Genomic DNA, 23,036 nt, shown 5'->3' on the forward strand with positions numbered 1-23,036 from the left:
AAAATTTTTAAGGATTTATTACTGAATAATTTTTATTATTTTAGCAACAAATTAAAATATTTTCTGTAAAAAAATTACAATATTTATTTGTTAACTTTTTTTAGGCATGAAATGTTTTATTAACACAGACACCTTTGTGGGCTATAGACTATAATGTGTTTCCTTTATACTAAAAAAGTATTTTAAGCAATTATTACTAAAAAAATTATTAGTTACTTTTTATTATCTTCACTATTCTCAGTTTGCTTTAGACCATTTGTGGCATAGCCTATACTTTCACTTAACTCTTGAGCACTTAAATCAAGGATACGTGAAAATCCCTGAACAAATTCTGCACTTTCTAAAGCTTTCTGGCTTATTTCAATTATTGCATTTACAGCTTTCGTTAATTCCTCAAGAGTAACTTTCTGTTCCATTGAAAAATTATATACAGAGCCTGATAACTCTTTAAAAGATTCCAATTTTGTTTTTATATCCTTATTTTTAATATTTAACTCATTAGTAAAGTCCACTGTATCTTTAAGCACATTAAAAGTTTCAGTAATTCCTTTTCGTATAGCTTTGATAGCTTCAGTAGCTTTACTTATATATTGAATTTCATTTGTTATCATTCGAGCCTGTTCAGCAATTGTTGAATGTATTCCTTTCACAATATCAGCCGTCTGATCAGCTAATTTGTTAACTTCATCTGCAACAACTGAAAATCCCTTACCAGATTCACCAGCACGTGCAGCTTCAATAGCAGCATTTAAAGCCAGCAAATTAATCTTATCAGCTATCTCATTAATATTGACTATCGTCTGTTCCACTTCTTTTAAATATTCAGCAATTGATTCAATTGCATTAATTGACTTGGTAATAGTTACTTCCCCATCTTCAGATTGTTTTACAGCCTGTTCAATAGAATTGGATAAACGTGTTATTCTTTGCGATATCTGGTTGCTGCTGGTATCAATTCCTTCTATATCGCTTTTGATTACATCCATGCTGTCAGCCTGTTGTTTAATAGCATTCAGGTTTGATTCAAATGAAGATGACATCTCTTCATATGCACTGGATGTTTCTTCAACTATGGTCGATAGTTCCCGAGCAATATCATACAACTTGGTTGCCGAAACATTAAGATCAGAACTAAGACGTTTTACCTCTTCGGACTTTGAATGGGTTGATTGAAATAAAGTGCGGAGGGATTCTACCATTTTATTAAATGCCGAAGTAATATATCCAAATTCATCTCCCGATTGAACGGGGATATGAACATTAAAATTTCCTTTATCAACTTCTCTTAATCCTTCAGTAAGTGTACGAATTGGTCTTACAAGTATACCTGCAAAAAACAGACGTAAAATAAATCGAACAAAAACGTATACTATGAAAACTATCACAAGTAACCTTAAAACTGTTTCATGCATGTACTTACGATATTCAATATATGGAAAACCAACTTCATATATAACATTATCTTTTATGTAACGGTATGCAAAAACATGTAAAGATGAATCATTTGATGTATGATATACTCTTGACCCAATAAATTGGATAGGTATGAGATACTGACTTAATGCAAATTTTAATTCTTTCCCCTCCAATGTAGTTTTTTCTAAATAATCAGTAAAAATTTTCTTAAAACCCAATAAAATTGGATCTTGCTTTGATAGTAATAACTTGAGATTAGTTTTATAATTAACATCATGTAATTGTAATATCTTGTTATGTAAATAATATACTTTTGCGTCTAATTTTTTGCAAAATTCTATTAATTCATTTTTATTTTTAATTTTATTATTCTGAATATATTCCTGTAGTGTTATTTTATATCCATCAAAAGACTCAGGTGAATTATTCAGTACTCTAAAGACTTCATCTTTAAATGATTCATTGTTTATGTTAAATAAATTGATCCATATATTTGCATGTTGAAGTTCTAATGCAATATTTTCTTTATTAAAATCTTGGGGTACTGTTGTAATCCAAGAATTTTTTATAGTGTCATAAGAGGCTTTGTAGGCATATGTATTAAATGTATCATTATTATGCTCAGATAATAATGCGGATCGATAATATATATCATCAAAATTTTTCTCATTACTTTTTATGACAATGAAACCAATAATTTGAAATAAACAAAGTACAGTAACTAAAATTATACCAATAAGTTTACCTAAAAATGAAAATCTATCTTTTGAATTATTGATATATACAATAAAAATTAGGAAAAAACCTAAAAGATTGAAAAGTGTCCATGATGTGTGAAATACTTCTCTATCAATAAGGCCCTGTCTACTCAAGGTATTGGTTATTGAAGGTACGATCGTTCCTATAACAGTAAAAATAAAAAGTAATGCAATAGTTTTTTTATCTTCTTTATCGCTAGTAAAAAATCTCCACCATTGTAATATATAGGTGAATAAAATCCCAATCATTATTATGATGCCTATTTTTGCACTGATTTCCTCAGCATCAAAATCATAATAATGTCCTCTAAATAGATAAACAATATCAGACTTTAATGTGGTGATTGCAAAAATAACAAAGCATACAAATGCTATAGATAATCCTGAAAAAAGATAAAACCTGGATACTTTTTGTGCCTTAGGGTAAGGGAAAAAGAAATATAAATATCCCATATAAGTAATCGTAACCAATATGGTTGAAACTGTAATCCATCGATGATAGGCTGCTAATGGATGATATATACTTGACGATATGAAATAACCAATATTGAAAATACCTTCTATTATATAACCTATAGATATTGCAGTAGTAGCTTGTGATCTATCTTTTGTATTATATAAAAAAAAGCCTGTTGTAAAAAAAAATATTGCGGGAATGAATGAACCCAATGAAAAGGAATTAAACAATATTACCGAACCCATAATAAACCAGACCCCTTAAAAATGTTTTTTTATATAATTATTGTTTACATATTATAAATCGGCCAAAATAATCAAGAATATTTTATAAATAATTAATCTTAGTAGACTTTATATAAAAATGTATTAAATATATTTTTGTAAATATAACATCAAGCGGCAATATAATTTGATAGAATATGAAAAATAATTTTCATCTTTTTTTTGAATTGACATATATCTATGGATATAAATATACATAATCAAAGCAAAAGCCAGCGTAGCTCAGTTGGTAGAGCGGCGCACTCGTAATGCGCAGGTCACCAGTTCGATCCTGGTCGCTGGCTCATTGGTTTATACCAATATTTCAATAATGTTATAAAAAAGTTCTTGACTCAGCAAAACAATCCAGCCAGACTAAATCCAATTAATTTTTTAAATTCTATTTTTCGATAATATAATCAAAGATCATGCAAAAATCATAAAGGTTTTGTATAATTAAATTTTGCAGAACAATGTATAATCTATTAATAGGCTGGTATATAATGAATAAAAATAAAATTATATTTTTTGTTGTTACTATTATATTTATTATAATAATTGGCTTTTTGTTTTATACAATAAAAATTATCAATCATCAAATTTCAGAAAATACTATACTAAAACCAGCAGATATTTTTGCAAATGAAGACGAATATATTGCATATATACAATCAATAAAGATCCCGGGTGTTTCTTTTACTGTGGGCCATATAGAGAAAGGCGACAATTTTTGGAAGATAGCTAAAGAGCATAATATTGATATTGATACATTAATAGGAGCAAACCCATTATGGGAAAGTATTGTTGCAAAGGTTGACCAGAAGATTGTAATACCATCTCAAAAAGGAGTATTGCATTTTATAAATAATGTAAATGAACTAAATACATTGCACAAGGTATATAATGTTCCTGAAAACAATGTACTTACCCCATCACTTTTTCTTTACAAGATAAAATCTCTTGTGTCAAAAATGGATAAACCTGTTGTAGTGTATATAAAGGATGCACGGCCAATAACTGATGTGATGACACCACAGCTTGCAAAACAATTTGCACTTCGTGAGATGTTCCGTTCACCGTTAGGTGGCAGGCTTACGTCGTTTTTTGGGGGAAGAGTTCACCCTATTTTTAGGCAGTGGGGATTTCATAATGGCCTTGACATTGCTGCACCGTATGGGACTCCAGTTGGAGCTGCTCGCAGTGGTGTTGTCATTTCCAGTGGGTGGATGGGAGGTTATGGAAAGGCAGTAATAATACAGCATGATGAAGGATTTAAAACGCTCTATGGACACCTGTCTTCAATTACCGTACGTCCAGGGCAAAAAGTTAAGGCTGGACAGTTTTTAGGGAGAGTTGGTTCTACTGGATGGTCAACGGGCCCTCATTTGCATTTTACGCTATGGCAATATAATAAACTGATAAACCCCATGAAGGTGCTATGGTAACTATAGCATTATGTATGAACAAAAAATTAGTAACTATTTAAAAAAATCCTCCCTTCAATTACGTCATGAGGCTGTACAACAATTATCCCTATTTCTAAAACTACTGTTACAGTATAATAAGTCACATGACCTTACGCGCATAAAAGATATAGATGAGATTATTATAAAACATTTTGTAGATTCATTATATATAACTTCATTAATTGATATACCATCTCCTCTTCTTGATATTGGTACTGGTCCTGGTTTTCCTGGAATTCCTTTGGCGATAGTTCATAGAAATAAACTTTTCATAGTAGCAGAAAGCAGGCACAAAAGAGTTGAATTCCTTACTATCGTAAAAAATGAATTGCACCTCGATAATGTAGAAATTTATCCCCACTTAGTCACTGAAAAATCTTTTTTTAACGTCAAAGGTGTTATTACACGTGCTGTTGAATCTATTGAAGAAACATTGAACCGATGCAGTCATTTTTTACTAAAGGATAACTTTGTTATATTCATGAAAGGTCCTGCAGTTGATGAAGAAAAAATAGAAGAGCATAACGATTATAGTTTAGTAGTTGATAAACACTACACGTTGTCTGATACAACATATCATAGAAGGCTTGTAGTTTATAAAAAAGTAACTGATGAAATAAAAAAAATGTATTATATTGCTAAGGATAGTACTTCACCAGATGGCATTGCAGTAACGTCATCTGAAAATAAGCGGTTCAAAGAATTTAAAAAAATTGCAGCCAATCCTAAAAAGTATAATACCACATTTGTTTCGGGAAAAAAAATAATTAAAGAATTAATATATACAAAACCAGAGTTGTGCAAATATATAATTATTTATGATGAATATACAGAGTCAGATCTTGATTTTATACATCTCATGTCAAACTTTGGTAAAGAAAGAACTATTATCCTGAAAAAATCTCTGTTTAATGAGATAGATATTACGGAAGCAGAACAGCCAGTAATGGCTGTACAGGTACCTGCCCTTACTCAATGGGATTTCAATTGTCAGGAACTATCGCTCATGCTTCCCTTTCAGGACCCCGTTAACATGGGTGCTGCTATACGAAGTGCTGTTGCGTTTGGTGTTACTCATATTATTGTGTGTGAAAATGCAGTATATCCTTTTCATCCAAAGGCGGTACGGGCATCGGCAGGTGCAGTGTTCTATTGTACTATTGAACAAGGACCAGCATTGCATACGCTTGATACCATAACAATACCCTGCCCTATTCTTGCCCTTGATATAGAAGGAGACCAAATTTACGATTACAAATTCCCGCCAAAAGCTATTTTACTGGCAGGAACTGAAGGTCCTGGCTTGCCTGCTATAGATAAGGCGGTAAAATTGAGCATACCAATTCATACCGTAGAATCACTTAATGCAACTGTTGTGGTGTCTATAGCATTGTATGAATGGCATAAACACAAAAAGAACATCCAGAATTAAAAAAGAAGTATATTACCTTGTTAATTTATCACGTAGTTTGAGATACCACTTGCCGGCTTTCATTGCCAGGTCTTCTTTTGTATCCTCTTCCATGCTCAAATCAGGAATCTGTCCTGTAGGACCATACATGCCTTCCATCATTTTTAATATATTATTTCTTATCATTTTACGCATGGGTATATGTGCAATCATTCCATACATTGCAGCGCTTCCTTCATAAGCTAAATGTGGATTTTTTTTAACATATTCAAATGCAGCTTTTACATCATTGACAAATTGTTGTGCTACTTTTGCATGCACTGGAGTAATCATTGCATGCAGGGCATCTGGACGCTGTAATCGGTCAACATGCCATCCTTTTTTTTCTAGAATATCACCAATTGCAAAAGTATTGACCTCAGAATCAACCGAACGGTATGCAAAAACACTCATATGAGGGGTACCTAATATTTCCATTCCTTTAATGGATTCTATGCCCTTTTGAATTTTTTTTGTTGTTTCCATAATGATTTTTGCATTGTGCATATATCCTTCTTGGCCCTGTACAACCATTGCTGCCCACGCTGCGGCTATTGTCCCACCCGGACGAGTACCTAGCAAAGCTGGTGAGGCAAAAACTCCTCCACACCAATCTTCATAGATGAAGAATTGATGACGTAAATACTGAATATCTCTATACACTATGACTGAAGCGCCCTTTGCACTAAAACCATATTTATGAACATCGGCAGACATGGAAGTTACTCCTTCAACACGGAAGTCAAAGGGTGGTAATTCATAGCCCAACTTTTCAACAAACGGTAAAAGGAAACCACCTAAACAAGCATCCACATGAAGAGGTAGCTTTTTCTTAATTGCTATCGTGCTCAATGAATCAATAGGGTCAATAACACCATACGGATAACAGGGTGCTGAGCCAACAATAAGTATGGTATTACGATTAATGAGTTTTTCAACTGCTTTAACATCTACTTTAAAATCTTTATCCAATGGTGCATGAATAATTTTAACATTAAAATATTCAGCAGCTTTTTCAAATGCAACATGAATACTTTCTGGAACCACCATTTCAGGTTTCTTTATCCATGGCCGTTGAGCTTTTGCCATATCACGGTAAGTTTTAACAGCTAAGAGGCAGCTTTCAGTTCCACCTGAAGTCATTGTTCCGCATGCGTCATTTCCTGCGTGTAATATGTTGGCTGTCATTTTAACTACTTCGTGTTCAAACTGTTTAAGGCTTTTGAATGCCATTGGATTGAGACCATTTTCGTCAAAATACAGTTCAAATGCTTTTTGCAAAAATTTAGTATGAACATCATCACGGTGATAAACTAAACTGAATGTTTTCCCTTTTTTCCAGTTAGCGTCATTAACTCCATACTGTTTCATAAGTGATAGTACTTTGGTATATGATAATCCTTTATAAGGTAGTTGGTTAAAATTCATTAATTCCTCCTCTAACATAAAATTAAGATTATTGCATTGAAAACTTACATTGTACTTAATAAATATCCTAACGTAATTCCCAGATAATTGCCAATTGCATACCCAATAACTCCAGTAGTAATTCCTGACAAAATAATATATTTATTGTGAAGCGCATCTGCAACTACGGGTACAAATGGTGGGGAACATATACCAGCTACTGATGTGATAATGTAGGTATCAGTATCAATTGAAAAAATTTTGCAGAATATTCCATGTAAAAGCAAGCTGGCAAAAATTGCAATGAACACATAAATTAGAAGGGAAATGTTAATATGAATAAGATTGTCAACGTTAACCATTGAACCAACTATTGTGCAGAAAATATATATTAAATACATACCAAACTGGAATGTCCTTTTAAGATTATGAACATAAGGGCTGAGCGAAAAAAGTATAGCAACAGTGGTTAAAGCAAGAATAACAATCATTGTTTGATATTGTTGAGGAAAAACAAGTGAAATTCCAAATGAGATAGCTACAACCAGAAATGACAGTAAGAATGCAATTATAAGTTGAGGAAATATTTTCCTGGTAAAAATATCTCCATAAAGTTTTATGTCTTCATCAGTTTTTGCATTTTTTTCTTCATCATTTACAACTGAAAAAGCTGGAAGAAACTTTAAAAAAATCCTTTGAGCTATTGATACCAGAAAGATTATATAGAGCATTGAAAAAACAGTATCATATGTATGAACAATGACAAATGTGGTTGAATCAACCTGTAAAGCCTCCTTAATTGCAGCTAAATTTGGTGTGCCGCCGGTATAAACGCCAATAAGCATCCCTGCTATCTTCCAGGCATCAGGTATGGAATGTTTAAATGTTATGTATCCAATAAAAACAATAATAATAACTGCTACGCTTCCCAATGTAAATGAGAGCAATGCTTTGCCAGCTAACTTAAACCAGGTTTTTACATTTATAGTAAAAAGAAGTAGAGGAATACCCAGTACAATAGAAATATTGGATCCAATGTCCTGAATTTGTTTTGCATTATCCGTAAGGATTCCTGTATTACCTATAGTTATTCCAGCTATATAACATAATAATACAGGTCCAATTTTATTTATCATAGGAAACCTGTAGCAGCAATATATTATTATAACAGGAATGAGAATATAAAAGATGATTAATAGAACTAGATGTAAAGAATCCATAGAACCTCCATAAATTTCACTATAGTGAAATTTATTACACTATAGTGAAATAAGTCAAGAAAAATTTTTTATTTGACTTTAATATTTCATAAGTATTTTCTTGAAAGCATTCGTGTGTTGCTAAAAATGTTATAATTTCTATTTTTATTATATGATACTTTAATTTATTAATATTCATTATTTGTTTTATATGATAATTTTATTCAGGAACTATAACGTCTATGAAAAAAGCTGAACGAATCCAGTGGGAAAAAGACCAAAAGGTAAACAGATTTATTCAAATTGCACAGGGGATATTTTTTCAGAAAGGATATGACACAACAACTATCGACGAAGTAGCACAACTTGCTGGTTACAATAAACGAACACTATATCATTATTTTAAGGATAAAGAAGAGTTATTTTTAGCAGTTGTTTTAGATGGGCTTAAGTTATTCAATAAAAAATTGCAGGAAGCATATGATAACCCAATTGAAGGTCATACTAAGCTTTACAGTATGGGAAAAGCTTTTTTTACATTCTTTCTTGAATATCCTCATTATTTTAATCTCATAATGACATATGAAGCTCGTAATTGTATATACTATCCAGCACAAGTTTCAAACGGTATAGGATTTTATAAAAATGAGTGTCAAAAAATTGCTGACAAAAATACTGAGTTGATTTTGAAAGCTATAGAATACGGCATACAGGAAGGGAGCATTCATACTACTTTGACACCAAGACAGCTGATGGTAATACTATGGGGGCAGGTTTTTGGGATTACACAGATAATTATGATGCGTCAAACATATTTTAAAGAAGCCTTTGGCATTGACCATACCGAATTGTTTGAAAAATTTCTACTTCACACAGAAAAATCTTTAAAAAACCCTATATGAATAATAAAAAGCCGCCATTATTGGCGGCTTTTTATTAGTGGTTTTTACAATTGTATTATATCGCTCTAACGGAAACAGCTCGCGGACCTTTATCGCTGCTTTCGATCTCAAATTCAACCTTTTGTCCTTCTTTTAATGTCCTGAAACCGTTACCAATAATACCGGTATAATGTACAAAAACATCGCTACCGTCTTCTTTGGAAATGAATCCAAAACCTTTCTTTTCATTGAACCACTTGATTGTACCTTTAGGCATGTGAAAAACTCCTTAAATAAATAAAATACGGCTAAAAGCCTTATCAGTAAGATGTGTGATTAGTTTTTATTTTTAAAACTCCTGAAGGAAATTTTACGAAAATAAAACCTAAATATACAACCTTACTGTTTGTAACATATATACTAATATTTCGCTATGTTGTCAACATTTTATTACAATTTATTTAATTTTTTTATTCAAATAAGCAAAACAGCTTCTGTTATATATTAACCAATCTCATTTCTTTTAACCGTTTACCAAAAACAGCGGTTATACCCAATCGAAGAATACCTGATACAAGTAATATTGTATAAATACTACTTCCGTTAATAGGGGGCAATATCTGTATTAAATAACCGCCTGACATAGCTCCTGCGCTAATCATTATACCATTTATCAGATTTAAATATGAGATATATCGAACACGTTTGGAACTTACTGAAGCATCAAACATATAGTTAAATGAACTAATAGTGAAACCAGACCATACAAGCCCGGAAAATATTTGAACAATAAGCAAATAGACAATATTGGAATTTAAAACCCATAGTACAGGGACTATCGCTATTAATGGTGATGTTATAGTCAATACTTTAGCATTCCCTATTTTATCAGCTATTGTACCCCACGAGTGCATGGCAATATACATAACAAATGGCGCACTGACTGTAACTAATGAATACTCAAAATAAGAAAATGAAAGATGTTGGAGCATGAGAACCGCAAAAAATGGTGCCGATAGATATACAGCAAAATTCATTAGTGAGTAAAAAGCTATGAAAATAAAAAAATCGTTTCTCGTAATACTTTTCAATATATTAGCTGGCAGTATGCTTGTCTTTTCAATTTCAAATGGTGGTTCGTGCATTTTTAAGAGATAGTAAAATGAGATAAATCGACTGATGGAAGCAATAAGGAAAATAGCCACAAATGTTTGCATAATGTACTTTTCGGGAGACAATCGCAATGTGATTCCAACTGACAATGAGACCACAACAAGTAAAACTCCTAATATGCTATTTCGGAATCCAAAGTATTTACCTCGCTTATGAGAAGGGATAAGATCGCTCATCAGGCTTGCCCATGCAGGATTGCCAATAGAGCCAAATACAGTGTAGAGTGTTACAATAGCTATGAATATTTCAATCTGGTGATGTTTGACTAATGACAGGAAAAAGCTTACTATGTCAGTTTCTATCGCATATACCATAAAAAATAGTATGGCACACAATAAAAGCGTTATTGCTTGTAAAAATACAAAAATACAAAATACTGTTTTTCGTGATTTAAAAAACTGAACAAATCTGTTTGAAAATACCTGCAAGATTGAAGCTGCTATATTGGGAGCCGCATTTAATATTCCAACATGAACTACGGTGCCTTTAATCAAAAGCAGAAATGGGGTAAAGTAATCCTGAACGCAGCCAAACATTATGCTTGCAAATATTCCGTCAAGAAAAGATGCTTTGAGTGTTTGGCGTAATTTTGATTTTTTTACTTGTATTTTATTGTTATGTATCATATATGGAAGCACAAATGAATAGTATGTGAATATGCAATACTTTTATAGATATATTAAGAAAAAATTTATTAAAAATATGTTTTAGCGTGTGCGATAGTAACTGTAACATAAACATTATTTCAGGAATAATCCAGTGAGAATTATTGCTATTTCAAACAATAAGGGAGGCGTGGGCAAAACTACAAGCACAGTAAATATTGCCGCCGCCTTACAGATTTTAGGGAAAAAAGTTCTTGTTATTGATATTGATCATCAGGCACAGTCAACATACCATTTTGGGTATAATCCCAATAATTTAACATATTCAGTATATAATGTGCTTAAAGGGGAAATTGCCTATAAAGATGTAATTATTGACCGTGATGGATTGCATATTCTCCCATCAAAAAATGAACTTAAAGATATTGAGTTTATTCCGTTACCAGCCAAAGAATTTTTATTAAAAGAAGCATTGGAAGGAATCTCCAGTTATGATTTTATCCTGATTGATTGTCCACCTTCATTGGGGATACTGACGCTGAATGCTCTGACATTTGCTCATGAAATATTGGTTCCCCTTCAGGTTCAATTTTTGCCATTTCATGGTATGTATAATTTGTTTGAGGCAGTGCAAATGGTAAAACGAAGACTTAACAAAGATATTGAGATAACCGGCATTATTGGTACCATGTTTAATCCAAAAAAACAAATAAACATTGAAGTAATTGAAGAAACAAAAAAGCGACTTCCAGGTAAATTGTTTGAAACGCTTATACGCGAAAATGTTCTGCTGCAAGAAGCACCAAGCTGGGGAAAAACTATATTTGAATACAAACCTAACAGCAATGGTGCTGTAGATTACATGAATCTTACTAAAGAAATCTTAGAAAAGGATGTAAATTAAAGTTTTGAGCTATCTATAACCTTCCTTGCCTGACGTTCTAATACCTGTACAGCAACAATTAACATAGCAAATCGTTTGTCTTTGGTTTGACCGTGGTAGAATCTATAATAAATCTGTTGAGCTATCACTGCAAGGCGGAACAAACCAAAACAGAAAAAATAATCAAAATCGCTCATATCAATACCACTTTTTTGCTGATAGCGTTCCACCAGTTCTTTGCGTGTAAGCGCTCCATCAAGATGAGTTGGCATTAATCGTATAAGATGTACTTCTTCTGGATCATCTTTTTCAACCCAGTATGCAAGCGAATTACCTAAATCCATAACCGGGTCACCTATGGTTGCCATTTCCCAGTCAAGAACACCAATTATCTTTTTAGGATTATTACTATCAAGGACAACATTATCAAATTTATAATCATTGTGAATCACTGCTGCTCGTGTTGGTGTTCTGGGCATTTTTTCCTGTAACCACTGAATGACTTCAGTGTACGGTGGAGCATCAGGGGTCAGAGCATCATTATAGCGTGCAATCCATCCATTAACCTGACGTTCAATATATCCTTCAGGTTTGCCAAAATTTTCCAGTCCAATTTCTTTATAATTCAGTGAATGAAGCTGGCACTGTATATCCAGTAACTGTTCACAAAGATATCTAAATTCGTCAGATGTATATGATAATCCTGGTGGCAATTCTTTACGTAATATAATCCCTTTAATACGTTCCATAACATAAAATTTAGCGCCAATGATTGATTCATCATCACAATATACAAGAGGTGTGGGGCAATATGGAAATACAGGCTTTAATGCTTTCAGTATTGAGTATTCACGATGCATATCATGAGCTGTTTTTGCTTTTTTGCCAAATGGGGGCCTTCGTAAAACCATTTCTCTGTTGCCGGCTTTGATAAAATACGTAAGGTTTGAAAATCCACTTGGAAATTGTTTTATTTCAATAGGACCTTGAATATCAGGGACATGCTGCATTAGATAATCCAGTATAATTTTACCGTCTATCGTTTCCCCTTCCCTGATTTCAGCTGGTTTATCAATATAATTATCCATAAAAGAATCCTCCAGTTGTCAAAGTTTTATATAGTTGTATATAATCTGAAAACATTCATGTGCATATTCATCAGGCGTTACACCCCTTTTCGTGTATTTCCACCGTTTTAGATACCAGTCCTGGAGCATGGCTTTGCTTATTGAAGCGACCAATGATGACTGTATATCTGGACGGAATTCATTACTCTTGATACCTTTTTCAATAATATCTTTTATTAAAGATTCTGTTAACAGTTCACCTTCAATTGTTTTATTGTATTCAGAGCCTGTGAAATATCGTGTTTCCATATATGAGAAATAAAACCAATCTTTTATAATTTCACTGATAAAGATATGAGCACGTATGAAATTGTGTAATTTATCTTTTGAAAGTGATGAATGCATTAGTGATTCAGATAATACCTTCTCTACAGAAGTGCGCCCATACTGTTGAATGATATGTAATAATTCATCTTTTGAAGGGAAATATGCATATAATGCACCAATACTTAACGATGATACTGCTGACAGTTCACGTATGCTCATTACTGCATAGCCTTTTTTATTACTTATTGCTATAGCTGTATGAATGATCCGTTTGAGATTTTCAATTGATTGCGGTGATTTTTTAACCCTGATAAGCTGCCTGTGATCATCATATAACTTACTAACAATATCATCAAGGATAAACTTTATACTTTTTTTAAAACTGTTAAAGTTTTCCAGGTCAACAATATGAATGTTATCTGACTTCTCTGCCTTCATAACTAGATAAAATCCTTTTAGCAACAACCGTCTTATGTACTTCGTCAGCACCATCATAAATACGAGCAGCGCGTTCATGTCTGTAGAAGAAGGCCAATATAGTATCATCAGTCATCCCCAGTCCACCATGCACCTGCAGTGCTCTGTCTATCACCTTCTGCATAACATTTGCCACATAGAATTTGATAAGTGACACATCAATGCGTGCTTCTTTCTGACCTAAGTGTTCTATCTTCCATGCTGCTTGTAAGGTCATGAGGCGTGCTGCCTGAATTTCAGCAGCACATTCGGCAACCCATTCCTGAATAATCTGACGGGTTGCCAGTGTTTTACCATCAGGCGAAATAATACGCTTGTTGGCACGTGCACACATTAAATCAAATGCGCGTTTGCAGATTCCAAGCCAGCGCATGCAATGATGAATTCGGCCAGGACCCAAACGTTCCTGAGCTATCACAAAACCCTGACCTTCAGGACCCAGTAAATTTGTTACTGGTACACGACAGTTTTGTAATAATATTTCACCATGGCTAAAATAATCACTTCCTTCATGACCCATAACCGAAATATTGCGTACCAGATTGAAGCCGGGAGTATTTGTAGGTACAATAATCATGCTTGCGCGCAGATATGTTGGTGCTTCTGGATTGGTGACAGCCATAACAATTGAAAATTTTGAGCCATCTGCGGCAGTGGAATACCATTTATGCCCGTTAATTACATAGTAATCACCATCTTTAACTGCGGTTGTATCCAGTAATACTGGGTTAGAGCCAGGCAGGTCAACCTCGGTCATGGAAAAGCAGCTACGAATTTCACCCCTAACAAGTGGCAATAGATACTTTTCACGCTGCTCATCATTTGCATATTTTATCAGTATCTCTATATTGCCTGCATCAGGTGCCTGACAGCCAAATACATAGTGGCCTAATGGAGTCCTTCCCAATGACTCAGAAACAAGGCCGTGTTCCACTAAATCAAGCCCCATCCCACCATATTCTTTGGGAACCTGTGGTGCCCATAACTCCATCTTTTTTACCATTTTTCGCTTTTCTTCAAGAACTGGTAGCATTGCCTTTATATCATTGCGAGCAAATTCCTGTTCTAAGGGGATGAGTTCTTTTTCCACAAATTCATCAATAAGTTCCAGAATAGCTTTCATCTTATCACTGATTTCAAAATCCATAATACCCTCCTATAAAATATTTCATCATCTATACGTCTTAAGCGATGGATCATTAGCTAACTCAATATGTGGGAAAAAATTAAACGAAGCTAAAATGAGTTCTTTTTCGTTATATCTTAGATGGGTCAATGATGTGTTAACTATCTGCCATGTTAGGCGCATTGCTGTTTCATCGTCAAAACCAAGAACCATCTGGACAATAGTACCAATAATTCCACCTGATGAAACAACAATAATATTCTTCCCCCTCCCATTTTCCTGTATAATTTGGGTGATAGCTGACCTTACCCGTTGTTTGACTTCAGGAAATGATTCAATCCCTTCATAATTTTTCTGTGATTTTACCCAGTAACGCATAACTTTTTCAAATACACGCTGAAAAGCTTTTTTATCTGTATATATCTGCTTGATCTCCTCTTCAAGGGAAGGTTCGTCATCAAGTAAAACGGGAAAAATTGTTTTAATTATTGTTATTGAATCATATTCATTTAATCGGCTATCAATGTTAGGTTCAGGTAATTGAACGCCTTTTAATTTAAAATAATTGATTATGGTTTGGGCAGTCTGTTGTTGTCGTTTTAATGTGCCACAATAGAGTGCATCAATTTTTTTATTTTTATAGCGATAGTTGTATAGATATTCAGCCAGAATCTGTGATTGATTATACCCTTTTTCTGAAAGGTTATCATAATCACCCTGCCCAAAAGAACCCTGGCCATGACGGATAACCAATATTTCACTCATACTTTAATCCTGCTTATAAACATTACTCATTTGCAACATGCGAAAGTTGGAATGAGCTGTTTATTGTTTGTAAATTTATTAATTTCAATTACGATATAGTATGCACTATAAATAAGGCGCAAAAAAAGTCAAGAAAAATATAACGAACGTTCGTTATTTTCTTGATTTTTTTATCTATACCATTACAATGGATTTAATTTAAAATATTAAAATAACTATACAATGTAATAGCAAGATTTAATATCAGGTAACAATGCATGCTAACTAAATTAAAAATCCTTGTGTGTATAAAACAGGTTCCCGATACTAATGCTTCACTTTGTTTAAACAATGGAATGCCTGAATATGATGAAAAAACAGTATACGTAATTAATAGGTATGATGAATATGCGCTTGAAGAAGCATTACAGTTAAAAGATCGTGATTTGACAGCGTATATACATACTATTTCTGTTGGACCAGGAAGAGTACAAAAAGCTTTACGACGTTCGCTGGAAATGGGAGCTGATGAAGCGTTTCACATACAAACCCAGGATGATGGGTTAAATACTCCATACGTGATTGCACAAACAATAACACAATTTGCACAACATACCTATGACATTATATTCACAGGCGTAATGTCTGAAGATGCAATGAATCAGCAAACAGGACAGCTGATAGCGACAATGTTAGGATATAATTATGCTACTGGTGTAACAGAACTATCGCTTATACAAAATACCATAACTGTAACCCGTGAGCTGGATGCACAGGAATCACTGATATATGATGTACCCATCCCGTGTGTCATTTCTGTACAATCAAGTACACAAAAACCACGCTACCCTTCCCTCTCAAATGTACTGCGAGCACGCAAACAGGAAATTGCCATTATAAAACCAGATTTAGCTATACCTTTTGCCCAAACAAAATGTCATTTTACCATGCCACAAAAAACAACACAATGCACGTTTATTGAAGGAAGCATGTTAAAAAAAGTTACTGAGCTATACGCTATTCTCCATAAAAATGCAGTTTTGTGAGGAACTATGAGTATTTTAGTTATTGCTGATGTTAAAAACCGTACAGTAAATCCTTCAACCTTAGAAATGCTATCGGCTGCAAAAGAAATTGCTAATAAAAATAATATGCCAATCTATATATTGATTCCATTTGGAAATATTAGTGGCGATAGTTACTGTTCAAATGAGTTTAAAACCTGTGTATTAGATTTAGACATTGAGCAATACAGAGCACTTAACCTTGTTAAGTATATTTCCACAGTTATACGGGAGATTAATGCTTCTTATATTATTGGGTTGCATACTCCATTTTCAATAGACTATATACCAGCACTGTCAGTAGAAATTAATGCACAGTGTGTTACGCAAATACACTCGTTAGATGTTTCTGAATATATTACTGTAACACGTGGCAGCCATGCTGGTAAGTTAGATCAACATATTGTTATAAATGAAACTCCAATTATAGTAACAGTACTCCCGGGCAGTTTTGAGCCATATACTATTACTGATGTACAAACAAAAGAAATAATGATAATACACGTCCCTGAAAAAGATAAACATGCATATTGTAATTTTATTACAAAGGATAGTAAGGATACATCGCTGGATGAAGCTGATGTAATTGTAGGTGCAGGCAAAGGAATTGGTTCACGGGAAAATTTAAATTTGATATTTGAATTTGCAAAAGTATTTCCACATAGTGCTGTAGCAGGATCTCGTATTGTTTGTGATTATGGCTGGCTACCATATAGCAAGCAAATTGGTATAACTGGGAAAAGCATTGCACCCAAAGTATATATAGCCTGTGCAATTTCAGGTTCTTCGCAGCATGTGGCTGGTATTAAAGGAGCAAAAACAATAATAGCAATAAATAAAGATCCCTATGCGCCTATTTTTAATGTTTCGCATTATGGAGTTGTGGCTGATATATTTGAATTTATTCCTCAATTCATTGATTTTGTACAAAATAATACATGAAATGATAATACTTTTCCAGTAATAATTCCTTAAAAAATTTCATAATGAATATATTGTACCCCGGGGCCGTCTCAAAAGAAACGGCAGGTCACGCAATGAAGCAAGTGCAATGTCATTGTAATTGTAGCGCTTGCACTGAGCTTGTCGAAGCGAAAAAATCTCAATGCCGCAGAAGGCGAGATTGCCCCACGCCTGCGGCGCTTGCAATTATGGGATTGCTTCGTCACTTCGTTCCTCGCAATGACAGGATTGGCTGATGTGTCATTGCGAACGAAGTGAAGCAATCTCTATGCTACAGAAGACAGGATTTCTTCGTCACTTCGTTCCTTGCAATGACGCGGGTGCAAAGTAATTGTAATGAGTTTTCTTTTGGGACACCCCCGGTACAATAATACATAAATTCTATAAAAATAAAATAATTTGTTGATTTTTACTAAGATAAGAAGTATATTTTGATTTTACCATAATTTGCTATAAATAGCAGTCAATATTACCCTGTAAAACAAAATTCAGATAAAATTATAGATTCTATTCGCAACGGAGTTTAACTGGTATGAAAGGTAAATTAATTACAGCGCTTTTTTTTACATTTGTAGCACTTACATCATTGATACTTTTTATTATAGCAATATTGCTAAGAATTTTCACCTACCCATTTGATAAAAGATTACGGTTATTACATTTACTCACATGTTTCTGGGGCTCATTATATACCTATGTGATGCCTCCGTGGAAAATAACAGTGGAAGGGAGGAATAAAATACAAAATAATGTCCCCTATGTATTTGTGTCAAACCATCAATCGCAGCTGGATATATTGGTAGCCTTCAGGCTGTATAAACATTTTAAATGGGTTTCAAAGGCAGAAATATTTAAAGTACCAGTAATTGGCTGGAACATGTTCTTAAACAGGTATGTAAGGTTATTCAGAGGCGTTAAGGAAAGCAGTGTACAAATGTTACAGGATTGTGAAATGCATTTGAAAGAAGGAAGCCCTGTGTTCATATTCCCTGAAGGTACACGTTCACATGATGGTCATCTTAAAGAGTTTAAAATGGGTGCATTTATTCTGGCCAAGAAAATGAATGTTCCTATCATGCCTGTTATTATTGAAGGGACACGCTTTGCATTGCCAAAGTATAGTATTGATTATCATGGCAAACATAAAATTACCTTAAGGGTACTTGATGAGATAACACCGGAAACATTTAAGGATATGACTGTTGAACAACTGGCACAGTATACATGGAATTATATGAATAGTGAATTACGAAAATTGAGAATAGAAATGTACGGATATGATGACGTTAAAAATAATTAATATAAAAGAGCTTGAAAAAATGATATAGACCAGGTATCTTTGTAAACAGATATAATTGAGTTACTAATTTTGAATGAGGTTTGCCACAATGTCAGAGATAGATGAGTTTTCTTTTGATGATGATCTGTTTAAATTGGATGATGAAATAGAAGAAAAAAAACAAAATGATGTTCAAAAAACAAGAAAAGCAGATGAACATATAGAAGATTTCAAACCTGATAAAGAAACTGCAGATAGTACACGTAAGCGATCATCCAGGGATTTTCAGCCTGATATGGATGCGCTTCTTATTACTGCACAATCTTCCATGATTATTGAAGGAATGAAAAAATATACTGACAGGGATTTTTCATCCGGTAACTTGCCTATATATCTTGAAGCACTGAATGGTGTTAATCTTTATATCAAAATATTGGACAGAAACCCAAAGAATTATCATAAATTAAAAGCTGTAATAAATGCAGATCCTGATTGTCAGGAAGTAGAAAAGATTGCATTTAATCTTTACAAAAAAATGTTTGGAACAGAGCCTGAATCAGATCAGGAAAAACTGGTTGCCTTTGAAAAATTTTCTGCATTATTTAAAGATGCTGTTAACAGAGCCACTATTGCTACTTCTATGAAGGATATAAAAAAATATTTTTTATTATCAGGCGGTCTGGATGAAATTAAAGTTTCACAGTTAGTGGCAAATAATGATGAGGAGCTGAAAAGAGATATATCCAATTTGCAACGTTATATTGCCCTGGGACTTGCATATATTGAAAAAGGAAATGTTGAAATTATTAAGGGATTACGAGGGCGTGATTTAAATAATTATGTTGTACGTGGCTCTCAATTACTTGCATATTACTTTACGTTGATTAAAAATGAACGTCTTGCAGATTATTATGCAAGGATAAACACCATTTACAGTAAATATTTTGTAGTTAAAGATTAAATACTATTCATCAGTTCAAATAGAACCGAATCTAACATAAACATTCCTTCAAAAGTACACTGCAATTTTACATTCCCATCAACAATAGTACGCTGTAATAATTTTTTTTCAATTAATAATTCAATAGCTTCTTTTAAACCTGATGATGGAATATAATTAGTTTTTATGTAAAATTCATTGAGAAAAAAGCCTTCTATCAGTCGTAATTTATTCATAAGATATTCTATAGCAACATCCTTTATTGTGCGGATATCTTCTATTCGGCTGTCTAGGGGATTATTCAGATAATCGTTAAGATTGCTGTTATAATAGCGCCTGTTCTTGTAAAAAGAATGTGCACCAGCACCAAAACCAATATATTCCTCAAAATTCCAATATTTGCAATTATGGCGTGATTCAAACTGTGGTAGTGCAAAATTTGAAATTTCATAATGACGATATCCTGAGGTGGTAAGAATTGTTATTGTTTTTTCAAACATTGTACGCTGAAAGTTTGAAAACTTTTCAGAGTGTGGAACTCGTGAGCTTAAAGCAGTATTTTTTTCAAAGGTTAATATATATGCAGAAATGTGTTTGGGTTGACAATGTATGATTGTGTTCAGTGAATCAACGTAGCTCGTAACAGTTTGTACAGGAATACCAACGATAATGTCAATACATGCAATAATATCAGGGATACTGCAAAATTCTTCTATTATCTCCCTTCCAGCAGGTTTTGGTTTCCTGCCAATATATTCGTGTGCTTTTTTGTCAAGAGTCTGAACTCCCAGTACTAAACGGTTTATTCCAACCGATCGTAATTCTTTAATATATTGCAATGAATAATTATCAGGATTACATTCAAGAGTGATTTCAATATCAGGAACTATCGCATAATAATTTTTTATGGTGTTTAAAATAGTTTCACAATGATGGCTTTCAAGAAGAGATGGGGTGCCACCACCAATGTAAATAGTATCAACCACATGGTCTTGCAATTCGGGTGAATAATAAATTATTTCCGCACACAACGTTTTTATATATTTATCAATCAGCGTATCCCAGCTTGTATTTTTCTTTACTGGAATTGAATAGAAATCACAATAATCGCATTTTTCTTTGTTGCAAAACGGGATATGGATGTAAATACCTAACTTCATTGTGTATTAACAGGTAAACAGGGATGAGAAATTTTTGGTTCAAATACACCTTTAAGACACAATGCCAGTTGATGTAATGATTCATCGGTATCAGAAAATGACATGAGCATGGGATAGTTGCTGAAGTGTTTGATGTATGGGTAGGGATTGCCAGTTATAAGCAGCAAAACTTTGCTATAATGTTTCATTGTTTTTAGCAGGTAGTATAATTCAGTTGTTGAGTATGATGAAGCATCTATCAAGAGTATTGTATTGCTCATAGTACTCAGTGGTGCATTTATTAATATATTTTCTTTTTTTAGAACATTAATGAGGTTGTCATTTTTTGAAGTAACTTCAGCAAATGTATTGTAATTATCAATTACAAAATCATGTATTGTATTTTTTGAATAAAACACAATAGAATTGCGCGATAGTTCTGCATTAAGAGCATCTGCTTTTTGTAAAAGTTTTAGATCATCAGGAGCAGGTTCATAAATCTGTAGTGAAAGTTTTCCTTCTTTAATTTGCATTATGTTGTACCTGAGTTTCAATTCAAGAATCTTTGTTGCCTTTGACTTTATTAATTCTTCTGAAATATCACCTTTATCCAAAGCTTTTTTTAATGAATCAATAATCTCCTGTACGTGATTTTCATATGAACTTATCAGTAAAATATCTGCACCAGCTTTGATGCTATTTACCGCTGCATTACCATATGATTGTATTCCAGAAATACCTTTCATTTCAAGATCATCAGTAATTATTAACCCATTAAATTTTAGTGATTCCCGTAATATGTCATGCAGAAAATATGAAGACATCGTTGCAGGGATATTAATTTGCATCCGGGGGAAAGCAATATGGGCTGTCATAATACATTCAACTCCTGCATCAATCGCTTGCTTAAATGGTATAAATTCAACGTGTTCAAGTTGATGCAATGATTTGTAAATTACTGGTAATGTCAAATGTGAATCCTGATAAGTGTCTCCATGTCCGGGAAAATGTTTGGCAACTGCAATGCATCTTGATTTTTGCAAACCTTTAATATATGCCTCACCCAGTGACGCACATAAAGCTGGATCGCATCCAAAGGATCTGATGTTGATTACAGGATTATTTGGATTGTTATTGACATCAACAACCGGAGCATAATTCATATTAATTCCAGATAGCCGTAATTGTATTCCCAAAATTTGTGCCATGGTATATGTTTTTGATGGATCATTGACAACACCCAGAGCAAAATTACCCGGGAATTGTGTTACATCTTTTTGAATTCTTTTAACCCTTCCACCCTCCTGGTCAATTGATATAAATAAAGGAATTCCTATTGATTCCATAGCAAGTTTCTGAAGATCATGTGATAGTGATTTACAGGAACCATTGTTCAAATTATATCCAAATAGTATTACGCCACCCGGCTTATATTTTTTTATTATAGCAATAGTTTTTTCATCTATTTTATTAGATGGGACTGCTATAATGAGCATCTGGCCCAGCAATAATTCTATATTTAAATCATCTACTATCTGTTTTGCTTCAAAATAACATTTTCCCCCTATGCATCCCATAAACGAAATAATTAATACAAGCAATGTGCAAAAAATTTTCATAATCATTCTTTATCCTTATAAAAATAACTATCTATAATGGGCACCTTGAAAAAGCTGCTTCCTTTCTGAATTATATACTACTATACTATTGATTTGCTTGCACTCAATAAGAATGAAAATATATATCATGGATAAAATATATTAAACAATGAAGTTTGTAAAATGCTAATGTGTATGATAATCTTTAAAAAGCTGATATACATGAAATATATATAATAAATATAATTCAACATAAAAATAAAATATAATTAGAAAAAACATAGAATAACCGACGTATATAGTAAAGTATTGTTTTAATAAATTTGGTTGACATTTTGAAAAATTAAAAATTGG

The 23,036-nt window shown here is 33.2% G+C and carries 19 protein-coding genes and 1 tRNA gene; 9 read left to right on the forward strand and 11 right to left on the reverse strand.

The window, feature by feature from the left end; all coding sequences use genetic code 11:
* Positions 1-212: 212 nt before the first annotated feature.
* Positions 213-2,876, reverse strand: coding sequence for a methyl-accepting chemotaxis protein (locus tag AB1444_08050; protein ID MEW6526601.1), 2,664 nt, complete (start codon positions 2,874-2,876; stop codon positions 213-215).
* Positions 2,877-3,126: 250 nt separating this feature from the next.
* Here AB1444_08050 and AB1444_08055 point away from each other — a divergent pair.
* The 3 genes from AB1444_08055 to rsmG all read left to right on the forward strand — a co-directional run bounded on the left by AB1444_08055 (position 3,127) and on the right by rsmG (position 5,792).
* A tRNA-Thr gene (locus tag AB1444_08055) sits at positions 3,127-3,199 on the forward strand.
* A 198-nt stretch (positions 3,200-3,397) separates the two neighbouring features.
* The gene (locus AB1444_08060; GenBank protein ID MEW6526602.1) at positions 3,398-4,339 is read left to right on the forward strand and encodes a M23 family metallopeptidase; all 942 of its coding nucleotides are present in this window, start codon (positions 3,398-3,400) and stop codon (positions 4,337-4,339) included.
* A gap of 10 nt (positions 4,340-4,349) precedes the next feature.
* The gene (gene rsmG / locus AB1444_08065) at positions 4,350-5,792 is read left to right on the forward strand and encodes a 16S rRNA (guanine(527)-N(7))-methyltransferase RsmG (GenBank protein ID MEW6526603.1); all 1,443 of its coding nucleotides are present in this window, start codon (positions 4,350-4,352) and stop codon (positions 5,790-5,792) included.
* A gap of 12 nt (positions 5,793-5,804) precedes the next feature.
* Here rsmG and AB1444_08070 read toward each other — a convergent pair whose 3' ends face one another.
* Together AB1444_08070 and AB1444_08075 are read right to left on the reverse strand one after the other, a co-directional pair.
* Complete coding sequence (locus tag AB1444_08070; protein MEW6526604.1) at positions 5,805-7,238, reverse strand: aspartate aminotransferase family protein; 1,434 nt, start codon at positions 7,236-7,238, stop codon at positions 5,805-5,807.
* A gap of 44 nt (positions 7,239-7,282) precedes the next feature.
* Positions 7,283-8,353 (reverse strand): DUF819 family protein, encoded by a 1,071-nt coding sequence (locus tag AB1444_08075; protein MEW6526605.1) that lies wholly within the window; start codon positions 8,351-8,353, stop codon positions 7,283-7,285.
* Positions 8,354-8,658: 305 nt separating this feature from the next.
* On the opposite strand from AB1444_08075, the gene AB1444_08080 reads away from it, so the two are divergent.
* Positions 8,659-9,318 carry a TetR/AcrR family transcriptional regulator gene (locus AB1444_08080; protein ID MEW6526606.1) on the forward strand — a complete coding sequence of 220 codons (660 nt, stop codon included), beginning with the start codon at positions 8,659-8,661 and terminating at the stop codon, positions 9,316-9,318.
* A 55-nt stretch (positions 9,319-9,373) separates the two neighbouring features.
* On the opposite strand, the gene AB1444_08085 is transcribed toward AB1444_08080, so the two are convergent.
* Together AB1444_08085 and AB1444_08090 are read right to left on the reverse strand one after the other, a co-directional pair.
* A complete protein-coding gene (locus AB1444_08085) occupies positions 9,374-9,574 on the reverse strand; it encodes a cold-shock protein (GenBank protein MEW6526607.1) in 201 nt (66 codons plus the stop codon).
* Positions 9,575-9,794: 220 nt separating this feature from the next.
* Positions 9,795-11,096, reverse strand: coding sequence for an MFS transporter (locus AB1444_08090; protein MEW6526608.1), 1,302 nt, complete (start codon positions 11,094-11,096; stop codon positions 9,795-9,797).
* Between the two features lie 133 nt (positions 11,097-11,229).
* Here AB1444_08090 and AB1444_08095 point away from each other — a divergent pair, with 133 nt between their 5' ends.
* Entirely contained in the window at positions 11,230-11,979 is a 750-nt protein-coding gene (locus tag AB1444_08095; protein MEW6526609.1) for a ParA family protein, read from the forward strand.
* Here AB1444_08095 and AB1444_08100 read toward each other — a convergent pair.
* The 4 genes from AB1444_08100 to AB1444_08115 are packed head-to-tail and all read right to left on the reverse strand — an operon-like array spanning position 11,976 to position 15,720.
* Positions 11,976-13,046, reverse strand: a complete 1,071-nt coding sequence (locus tag AB1444_08100) for a phosphotransferase family protein (GenBank protein MEW6526610.1) — start codon at positions 13,044-13,046, stop codon at positions 11,976-11,978. The genes AB1444_08095 and AB1444_08100 overlap by 4 nt on opposite strands.
* An 18-nt stretch (positions 13,047-13,064) precedes the next feature.
* Entirely contained in the window at positions 13,065-13,790 is a 726-nt protein-coding gene (locus AB1444_08105; GenBank protein ID MEW6526611.1) for a TetR/AcrR family transcriptional regulator, read from the reverse strand.
* Complete coding sequence (locus AB1444_08110; GenBank protein ID MEW6526612.1) at positions 13,768-14,976, reverse strand: acyl-CoA dehydrogenase family protein; 1,209 nt, start codon at positions 14,974-14,976, stop codon at positions 13,768-13,770. The genes AB1444_08105 and AB1444_08110 overlap by 23 nt, the downstream gene beginning before the upstream one ends.
* Positions 14,977-15,000: 24 nt before the next feature.
* Positions 15,001-15,720 carry a histidine phosphatase family protein gene (locus AB1444_08115; protein MEW6526613.1) on the reverse strand — a complete coding sequence of 240 codons (720 nt, stop codon included), beginning with the start codon at positions 15,718-15,720 and terminating at the stop codon, positions 15,001-15,003.
* 257 nt (positions 15,721-15,977) lie between these two features.
* On the opposite strand from AB1444_08115, the gene AB1444_08120 reads away from it, so the two are divergent.
* From AB1444_08120 to AB1444_08135, 4 genes are all read left to right on the forward strand, one after another.
* A complete protein-coding gene (locus AB1444_08120) occupies positions 15,978-16,745 on the forward strand; it encodes an electron transfer flavoprotein subunit beta/FixA family protein (GenBank protein ID MEW6526614.1) in 768 nt (255 codons plus the stop codon).
* Positions 16,746-16,751: 6 nt separating this feature from the next.
* On the forward strand, positions 16,752-17,705 hold the full coding sequence (locus tag AB1444_08125) for an electron transfer flavoprotein subunit alpha/FixB family protein (GenBank protein ID MEW6526615.1): 954 nt from the start codon (positions 16,752-16,754) through the stop codon (positions 17,703-17,705).
* A gap of 553 nt (positions 17,706-18,258) precedes the next feature.
* Complete coding sequence (locus AB1444_08130) at positions 18,259-19,026, forward strand: lysophospholipid acyltransferase family protein (GenBank protein ID MEW6526616.1); 768 nt, start codon at positions 18,259-18,261, stop codon at positions 19,024-19,026.
* Between the two features lie 88 nt (positions 19,027-19,114).
* The gene (locus AB1444_08135; GenBank protein MEW6526617.1) at positions 19,115-19,966 is read left to right on the forward strand and encodes a hypothetical protein; all 852 of its coding nucleotides are present in this window, start codon (positions 19,115-19,117) and stop codon (positions 19,964-19,966) included.
* Here the strand turns inward: AB1444_08135 and hemW are convergent.
* Together hemW and nagZ are read right to left on the reverse strand one after the other, a co-directional pair.
* Positions 19,963-21,105, reverse strand: coding sequence for a radical SAM family heme chaperone HemW (hemW, locus tag AB1444_08140; GenBank protein MEW6526618.1), 1,143 nt, complete (start codon positions 21,103-21,105; stop codon positions 19,963-19,965). The two genes, AB1444_08135 and hemW, sit on opposite strands and share 4 nt — an antisense overlap.
* Complete coding sequence (gene nagZ / locus AB1444_08145; protein MEW6526619.1) at positions 21,102-22,709, reverse strand: beta-N-acetylhexosaminidase; 1,608 nt, start codon at positions 22,707-22,709, stop codon at positions 21,102-21,104. Before nagZ ends, hemW begins: the two co-directional genes overlap by 4 nt.
* Positions 22,710-23,036 lie beyond the last annotated feature (327 nt).

The sequence above is a fragment of the Spirochaetota bacterium genome (assembly GCA_040756435.1).
Lineage (GTDB): Bacteria > Spirochaetota > UBA4802 > UBA4802 > UB4802 > UBA4802.